This is a genomic window from Tenebrionibacter intestinalis, from assembly GCF_016632365.1.
In the GTDB taxonomy this organism is placed as follows: Bacteria; Pseudomonadota; Gammaproteobacteria; order Enterobacterales; family Enterobacteriaceae; genus Tenebrionibacter; species Tenebrionibacter intestinalis.
This window is the reverse complement of record NZ_JAEPBH010000073.1, coordinates 1-7,969: the sequence shown is the minus strand read 5'-3', so window position 1 is coordinate 7,969 and position 7,969 is coordinate 1. Positions and strand designations below refer to the sequence as shown.

The window sequence follows — 7,969 nt, the reverse complement described above, 5'->3', positions numbered from 1 at the left end:
CTGGTTTATTAGTGCTGAGTTTGTGGGGATCCCTCAGCACTCTGGCCCGGGTTTATAAGATATTTACCGTTCTGCCGGGATTTACTTTCCCGAAAATTACCGTTAAGAATGAAGACTCTTTAGACTGGAAAAGTGGAAAAAATAAAAAAATGGAAAATCAGAACGTAAAAACATCAGCGGCGTTTAATGCCGCCTCCTGGATTGCGCTTTTGGGGGGAATGGGCGCTTATTTGGTTGGGCTTTGGAACGCGCAGATGCAGCTAAACGAAAGGGGTTATTACTTCGCGGTTTTGATTCTGGGGCTATTTGCGGCCATTTCGCTTCAGAAAACCGTGCGTGACCGAATTGAAAATGTCCCTACCACCGCGCTGTACTACGGTGCTTGTCTGGCGGCGTTTGTTATTTCCCTGGCGCTGTTGGTGATTGGTTTGTGGAACGCTGAGCTCCTGCTAAGTGAGAAAGGGTTTTACGGCCTGGCCTTTTTTCTCTGTATTTATGGCGCGATTGCCGTACAGAAAAACGTGCGTGACAGCGGCGGCCGTCTGTTAGGGCAGGCGCGTGAAAAAACCGATCTGCCAGACGAAACGATATAATCAGTCCGGGCGCTTTTAAGCGCCTTAGGCTGTTGTTAAACGCCGGTAAGCGCGACGTCAGCCCGACATGACAGAAAAATAAATTTAATGAATTTCACAAAAAGGGCAAACCCCGCTTTTGTCCTTTTTGCCATCCCTCTCAGGCGCTTTCGAAAAGCCTGGTTTTAACTGACCAGCCGCCGGGTATCAAGGCGGCGTAAACCCACAGACAGCAGCAGACTGCCGCCCAGCGCGGCGGCAAAAACCCACGGCATATCCAGCAAAGGCAGGTGGCGGAAATCCAGCCTGTGCGTACGCAGAAAATGAATAAATAGCGCGTGAAAACCATAGATTCCCAGCGAGTGGCGTGAAATCAGCGTGAGCCCAGGCAGCATACGGCTATTCATCCAGCATTTCGCTATCAGCAGCAGGCTTATTGCGCCGATGAAGACAAGCGGCCCGGCATAAAGATAGTAGGTGTCGGCAAAATCGCCGCGTGAGATTAACTCCTGGCGCGTACCGCATACAATGGCGATGACGCATACCGCAAACACGACAGCGCCAGCAAGGCCGGCGCCTGGCGTTCGGGTTTCCATCACGCCGATAGCGCGGCCCAGCAGGCCATACAGCACGTAGTAAAACGTATCGCCGCTGATAAACAGGTTCACCGGCAGCCACTGAAAACCCTGCACGTTTTGCGCCACGGTATTGGGGTTAGCAATAACGCCGAAGATAAGCAGCAGCGGCAGCAGCGTTTTCATACCGACGCGTTTAACCGTTATCAGCGGCGACAGCAGGTAAATGACGATAATCGCAAAGAAAAACCACAGATGATAAAACACCGGTTTTTGCAGCAGTTGTATGAAGGCGCGGCCGACATTTATTGGCGTGAACAACCAGATGTAGAGCAGGGCGACGGTGCTGTAGAACAACAGGCACAGGCTAATGCGTAAAAAATGCCGGCCCTGCGCGCTGCGCTCGCCAAAAAATAAGTAACCGGAAATCATGAAAAATACGGGTACGCAGACGCGGGATGCGGAATCGAGAATGTTCGCTATCGTCCAGTTCAGCGGGCTAACGCGATCGGCGTTGGTCAGATACCAGGTGGTGGTGTGGATGATAATGACCATCAGACAGGCGATTGCGCGCAGGTTCTCTATCCAGTTAATTTTTTGCCGCATCGGCGCCTCTGTACCATGTTTACTTAGCGTCAGTGTGACGAATTGATGAGGTAAAGGCATCCGGGGACAGTCTGAGTTTTGACCGGGTTAACGAATTACGCGCCACGCGCAGGCATGGCCGGCGCTGGGGCGAACGGCTTTAAACGTATGTTGATAGCGGATAGATGACGTGATGAAAAAAACAGCAGAGGCAATGCCGGCGCTGCTTTGTCTGCTGCTGGCAGGCTGCGCGGCTGCGCATGCGCCCCGGAGGACCGGGGCTTTTTTTACGCGCCGCTGATTTGGGGCCACCAAACTGCGCGGCTCGTGCCTTGCCGCGCGTAAAAATAGCCGCCGGCAGCATCCATGCTGAATTAAGGAACACAGCCGCAGGAGATTCAGGCGCAGGGTTTTGATGCTCTTCAGGGCAGCCAGGAGATGTACGGACGTACCGGCCGGGCAGAAGGGTTTACCTGCACGTTTGATCCGCAGGGCCTCTTTTTGCATTTATCCATGCGCTGAAATGTCGCAGTGGTTTCAGGCTAAGCTATCGGCAAATTAGCTGCCAATACAGGCTGTATATCTGCCTTCGTGCGGGTATACTGGCTGTTTCCGTAATAAAATTGCGCGTATCGCACACGAAACTATTATGCAAAAGTTTGATACAAGGACTTTCCAGGGCCTGATCCTGACCTTACAGGATTACTGGGCCCATCAGGGCTGCACCATTGTTCAACCGCTGGACATGGAAGTGGGCGCAGGCACTTCTCACCCTATGACATGCCTGCGGGCGCTTGGCCCTGAGCCTATTGCCGCCGCCTACGTTCAGCCTTCCCGCCGCCCAACCGACGGGCGCTACGGCGAAAACCCAAATCGCTTACAGCATTACTACCAGTTCCAGGTCATCATCAAGCCGTCGCCGGATAATATCCAGGAGCTTTATCTCGGTTCGCTGAAGGCGCTTGGCCTGGACCCCACGATTCATGATATCCGTTTCGTAGAAGATAACTGGGAGAACCCGACGCTTGGCGCATGGGGGCTTGGCTGGGAGGTGTGGCTTAACGGCATGGAAGTGACGCAGTTTACCTACTTCCAGCAGGTAGGCGGGCTGGAGTGTAAGCCGGTTACAGGCGAAATTACCTACGGCCTTGAACGACTGGCGATGTACATCCAGGGCGTGGATAGCGTGTACGATCTGGTCTGGAGTGACGGCCCGCTGGGAAAAACGACCTACGGCGATGTGTTCCACCAGAACGAGGTGGAGCAATCTACCTATAACTTCGAATATGCGGATGTGGATTTCCTGTTCACCTGCTTTGCGCAGTATGAGAAAGAAGCGCAGCAATTACTGGCGCTGGAAAAACCGCTGCCGCTACCGGCTTACGAGCGCATTCTGAAGGCGGCGCACAGCTTTAACCTGCTGGATGCGCGCAAGGCGATTTCCGTAACCGAGCGCCAGCGCTACATCCTGCGTATCCGTACGTTGACCAAAGCCGTGGCGGAAGCCTACTACGCTTCCCGCGAAGCGCTGGGTTTCCCGATGTGCAACAACAACAATAAGAAGTAAGAGGTCGCCATGTCTGAGAATACTTTTCTGGTGGAGATTGGCACCGAAGAGCTGCCGCCGAAAGCGCTGCGCAGCCTGGCTGAATCCTTTGCTAACCATTTTACCGCCGAACTGGACAGCGCAGGCCTTGGCCACGGCGCGGTGCAGTGGTTTGCCACGCCGCGTCGCCTGGCGCTGAAAGTCGCAAAGCTTGCTGCCGCGCAGCCGGATCGCGTGGTGGAAAAACGTGGACCTGCGGTATCGCAGGCGTTTGACGCCGAAGGTAAACCGAGCAAAGCCGCCGAGGGATGGGCGCGCGGCTGCGGTATTACCGTTGACCAGGCTGAACGCATGGTTACTGATAAAGGCGAATGGCTGTTGTATCGCGCTAACGTCCAGGGTGAGCGCAGCGACGCGCTGCTGCCGGGGATGGTTAGCCGCGCGCTGGCGAAGTTGCCTGTGCCTAAGCTAATGCGCTGGGGCGCGAATGATGTGCAGTTTGTGCGCCCGGTTCATACTGTGACGCTGCTGTTGGGCGACAGGCTGCTGCCTGCAAGCGTGCTGGGCGTTGCGTCCGATCGCGTTATCCGCGGCCACCGTTTCATGGGCGAGGCGTCGTTTACTATCGATAACGCCGATCAGTATCCGCAGATTCTGCTGGAGCGCGGTAAGGTTATCGCCGATTACGACGCGCGTAAGGCGCAGATTAAAGCCGATGCGCAAGCCGCAGCGCGCCAGATTGGCGGTAATGCGGATTTGAGCGATAGTCTGCTTGAAGAAGTTACCTCGCTTGTGGAATGGCCGGTAGTGCTGAGCGCGAAGTTTGAAGAGAAATTCCTGGCCGTGCCTGCTGAAGCGCTGGTGTATACCATGAAAGGCGACCAGAAGTACTTCCCGGTTTACGGCGATGACGGCAACCTGCTGGCGAACTTTATCTTTGTCGCTAATATCGACTCCAAAGATCCTCAGCAGATTATCTCCGGTAACGAAAAAGTGGTGCGTCCGCGCCTGGCGGACGCTGAATTCTTTTTTAATACCGACCGTAAAAAACGCCTGGAAGACAACCTGCCGCGTCTGGAAAGCGTACTGTTCCAGCAACAACTGGGTACGCTACGCGATAAGACCGATCGCATCGAAGCGCTTTCAGGCTGGATTGCGCGTGAAATTGGCGCGGACGTAAACCATGCGACCCGCGCGGGCCTGCTCTCTAAGTGCGACCTGATGACGAACATGGTATTTGAATTCACCGATACCCAGGGCGTAATGGGGATGCATTACGCGCGTCACGATGGCGAAGCGGAAGACGTAGCGCTGGCGCTTAACGAGCAGTATATGCCGCGTTTTGCCGGCGATGCGTTGCCGTCAGGCCTGGTGTCGTGCGCCGTGGCGATTGCCGACAAAATGGATACCCTTGTAGGTATCTTCGGCATCGGCCAGCACCCTAAAGGCGATAAAGACCCGTTTGCGCTGCGCCGTGCCGCGCTTGGCGTACTGCGTATTATTGTGGAGAAGAATCTGCCGCTGGATCTGCAAACCCTGATTGCGGAGGCGGTGCGTCTTTATGGCAATAAGCTGACTAACGCTAACGTTAGCGACGATGTGATTGACTTCATGCTGGGCCGTTTCCGCGCCTGGTATCAGGAAGAAGGCCATGCCGTAGACACTATTCAGGCGGTACTGGCGCGACGGCCTACCCGTCCGGCAGATTTTGACGCCCGAGTGAAGGCCGTATCGCATTTCCGCTCTCTCGATGCCGCTACTGCGCTGGCTGCTGCCAATAAGCGTGTTTCCAACATTCTGGCTAAATCCGACGAGCCGCTAAATGAGCGCGTTCAGGCCTCGGTGCTAAAAGAGAAAGAAGAAATTCGCCTGGCAATGCAGGTTACCGGCCTGCGCGATAAGCTGGCGCCTTACTATGCGCAAGGGCGCTATCAGGAGGCGCTGGCGGAGCTTGCGAACCTGCGCGAACCGGTGGACGCGTTCTTTGACAAGGTAATGGTTAATGCCGAAGACAAAGCGCTGCGCGTCAACCGCCTGACGCTGCTGGCCAATTTGCGTGAGCTGTTTTTACAGGTGGCGGATATTTCGCTGCTTCAGTAAGCGCGCCCCGCTGTAATGAAACGGCTCCCTTCGGGAGCCATGGCGGTCGGATAAGCGCTAAAAAGCAAAAGCCCGTCATTTAGAGGCCCGCAAGTGGGCCTCTTTTCTTTTATCTGGCCAGCCTCTGTGTTCGCGTTTAACGCGTGCCGGCTTATAGCGTGGGGCTGTCGTCGGCTGAAACCGGCGAACCGCAGGCGCAGTTAAGGCCGGGCGGTGACACCCTTGCAGGGCCGGGAAATGGCGACGCGGGCGGCGGCCCGCTTTCCCCGTTTAATGTTGATGGCGTCCGCTGAGTTGTCAGGCGCTAAGCGAACTAATCTTAACTTATCCGCATGACGCCAGGCGGGAGCCGTTACACGTTACGTTTGCGCGTAGGGCGGGCTGCGTTTATTTGCGCAGCCGCACGCATTCGACCGCGTGGTTGGCGCTCTTCATCAGTATCAAACTCGCACGCTCGCGCGTTGGCAGGATATTTTCCTTCAGATTCAGCCAGTTGATCTCCTTCCACAATTGCATTGCCGTATTAATCGCCTCGTCTCTGGATAATTTTGCGTAGTTGTGGAAGTAGGAATCCGGATCGGTGAAGGCGCCTTCGCGGAATTTCAAAAATCGGTTGATATACCAGCTTTCAAGCAGGTCTTCAGGCGCATCGACGTAGATAGAAAAATCGACAAAATCAGAAACAAAAACGTGATGAGGATCGTGGGGATAGTCCATGCCGCTTTGCAGCACGTTTAATCCTTCAAGGATTAATATATCGGGTTGGGTGACGGTTTTATCCCCATCCGGGATCACGTCATAAATCAGATGGGAATAAACCGGCGCCGTGACATCGGTTGCGCCGGATTTGATATCCGAGACGAATTTCACCAGCCGATGCATATCGTAGGATTGCGGAAACCCTTTTTTCTTCATCAGATTGCGCTCTTTAAGCACCTTATTAGGATGAAGGAAGCCGTCGGTAGTGATCAGCTCAACGCGGCGGTGCTCCGGCCAGCGGCTCAGCAGCGCCTGAAGCACGCGCGCAGTGGTGCTTTTGCCTACGGCTACGCTGCCTGCAATGCTGATAACATAAGGGATACGCTGGCCATTTGTTCCAAGGAACTGCTCAAGCACCGCCTGACGGCGCAGATTAGAACTGATGTAAAAGTTAAGCAGACGCGAAAGAGGGAGGTAAATCTCCGCCACCTCTTCCAGCGAAAGGTCTTCATTAATGCCTTTCAGGCGGGTGATTTCACCTTCAGTCAGCGTCATGGGCACGGAGTCGCGCAAGGCGGCCCACTGGCTCCGGTTAAACTGTAGATAAGGAGTCATTAACGTTTGCTCTTTATTACCCATAAGCATGCTTTGGCCCGTGCCCGGACTATATCCGCGCACTATCTTATGAAAATTGACAACGGGCAGGAGGTTAACACCAGATGACAACGAATAATAAGAAAAAATAGCACGGTATGTGAGCGGGTAAGCGGTGATATCGGGCGGCAGGTTGTGTATTGGCAGCAAAATCTGTTGCCGTATAACCGGCTAAGGCGATCCTGTCGCGCTTTTTACGTCGCGCACAAAAAATATGTGCGTTTGAGTGGGTGAAAAAAACGTAAAAAATACGCTCTGTAATCGATGAAGTGGTATCGACTGGCTGAAACGCGCGCAATTTATGGCGTTATCGCGCAAAATGTGAGCATTGAAACGTTTTCTGCAATTTTTTTGTTGCATAGGCGCGCTGCAGTTCCTAGAATGCGCGCTACTTGATGCCGGCTTAGCTCAGTTGGTAGAGCAACTGACTTGTAATCAGTAGGTCGCCAGTTCGATTCCGGCAGCCGGCACCATCAAGTACAAATATCGGGTGGGGTTCCCGAGCGGCCAAAGGGAGCAGACTGTAAATCTGCCGTCATCGACTTCGAAGGTTCGAATCCTTCCCCCACCACCATGTTTCATCGTAGCAATACGGTAAACCGGCAAGCAGCTTTGAAAAAAGTTGTTTGGCGGCGAAGGCGAAAGCCTTCAAAAATGGTTCGGGTTTTGCTCGGGTAAAACGGCGTCGCCAGCGGCGGCGAACCGCAGCAAGAGGTTTACGTGTAACTCGCCTCCCCTGATGCCATTTTCGCAGCCTCATAGCTGCACGAGGCGATAAGCTTCAGCCAATCGGCTCGAATACTTGAGAGATTTTTTCTTCAGAAAGAATCAGGTAGCCGGGTTTCAGGATGCGGGCATCGTATAATGGCTATTACCTCAGCCTTCCAAGCTGATGATGCGGGTTCGATTCCCGCTGCCCGCTCCAGGATGTGCTGATATAGCTCAGTTGGTAGAGCGCACCCTTGGTAAGGGTGAGGTCGGCAGTTCGAATCTGCCTATCAGCACCACTTCCTTTAATTCCTCCCCTGCTTTCTTTTCTGTTCTGAATTCAAAAAATTCAGGCGTATGCCTGGTTGACGTGGTAATACCACCGATTTATCCGTGTCTTAGAGGGACAATCGATGTCTAAAGAAAAGTTTGAACGTACAAAACCGCACGTTAACGTCGGTACTATCGGCCACGTTGACCACGGTAAAACAACGCTGACCGCTGCAATCACCACCGTACTGGCGAAAACC

At 53.9% G+C, this 7,969-nt stretch carries 6 protein-coding genes, 4 tRNA genes and 1 pseudogene; 9 read left to right on the top strand and 2 right to left on the bottom strand.

Annotated features, from left to right (window positions below):
* The first annotated feature begins 149 nt into the window (after window positions 1-149).
* Window positions 150-593 (top strand): inner membrane protein YiaA, encoded by a 444-nt coding sequence (gene yiaA / locus JJB97_RS17190; protein ID WP_238715311.1) that lies wholly within the window; start codon window positions 150-152, stop codon window positions 591-593.
* A 164-nt stretch (window positions 594-757) separates the two neighbouring features.
* Here the strand turns inward: yiaA and JJB97_RS17185 are convergent, their stop codons facing one another.
* Entirely contained in the window at window positions 758-1,753 is a 996-nt protein-coding gene (locus JJB97_RS17185) for an acyltransferase (RefSeq protein ID WP_238715310.1), read from the bottom strand.
* Window positions 1,754-2,125: 372 nt separating this feature from the next.
* Between JJB97_RS17185 and JJB97_RS17180 the strand changes: the two are divergent.
* The 3 genes and pseudogenes from JJB97_RS17180 to glyS form a co-directional block, all read left to right on the top strand.
* Window positions 2,126-2,254, top strand: a pseudogene (locus JJB97_RS17180) (YsaB family lipoprotein); the annotation flags it as partial.
* A gap of 127 nt (window positions 2,255-2,381) precedes the next feature.
* Window positions 2,382-3,299: a glycine--tRNA ligase subunit alpha gene (gene glyQ / locus JJB97_RS17175; protein WP_238715309.1), complete on the top strand. Its 918-nt coding sequence runs from the start codon at window positions 2,382-2,384 to the stop codon at window positions 3,297-3,299.
* Window positions 3,300-3,308: 9 nt separating this feature from the next.
* Entirely contained in the window at window positions 3,309-5,378 is a 2,070-nt protein-coding gene (gene glyS, locus JJB97_RS17170; RefSeq protein WP_238715308.1) for a glycine--tRNA ligase subunit beta, read from the top strand.
* Window positions 5,379-5,765: 387 nt separating this feature from the next.
* On the opposite strand, the gene coaA is transcribed toward glyS, so the two are convergent.
* The gene (gene coaA, locus JJB97_RS17165) at window positions 5,766-6,716 is read right to left on the bottom strand and encodes a type I pantothenate kinase (RefSeq protein WP_238715307.1); all 951 of its coding nucleotides are present in this window, start codon (window positions 6,714-6,716) and stop codon (window positions 5,766-5,768) included.
* A 412-nt stretch (window positions 6,717-7,128) separates the two neighbouring features.
* Between coaA and JJB97_RS17160 the strand changes: the two genes are divergently transcribed.
* From JJB97_RS17160 to JJB97_RS17140, 5 genes are all read left to right on the top strand, one after another.
* Window positions 7,129-7,204: transfer RNA gene (locus JJB97_RS17160), tRNA-Thr, on the top strand.
* Between the two features lie 16 nt (window positions 7,205-7,220).
* Window positions 7,221-7,305: transfer RNA gene (locus tag JJB97_RS17155), tRNA-Tyr, on the top strand.
* A 276-nt stretch (window positions 7,306-7,581) separates the two neighbouring features.
* Window positions 7,582-7,656 (top strand) — tRNA-Gly (locus tag JJB97_RS17150).
* Between the two features lie 6 nt (window positions 7,657-7,662).
* Window positions 7,663-7,738: transfer RNA gene (locus JJB97_RS17145), tRNA-Thr, on the top strand.
* 114 nt (window positions 7,739-7,852) lie between these two features.
* Window positions 7,853-7,969, top strand: a 117-nt coding sequence (locus JJB97_RS17140; RefSeq protein ID WP_000031649.1) for a GTP-binding protein, incomplete at its 3' end; no start/stop codon positions are given.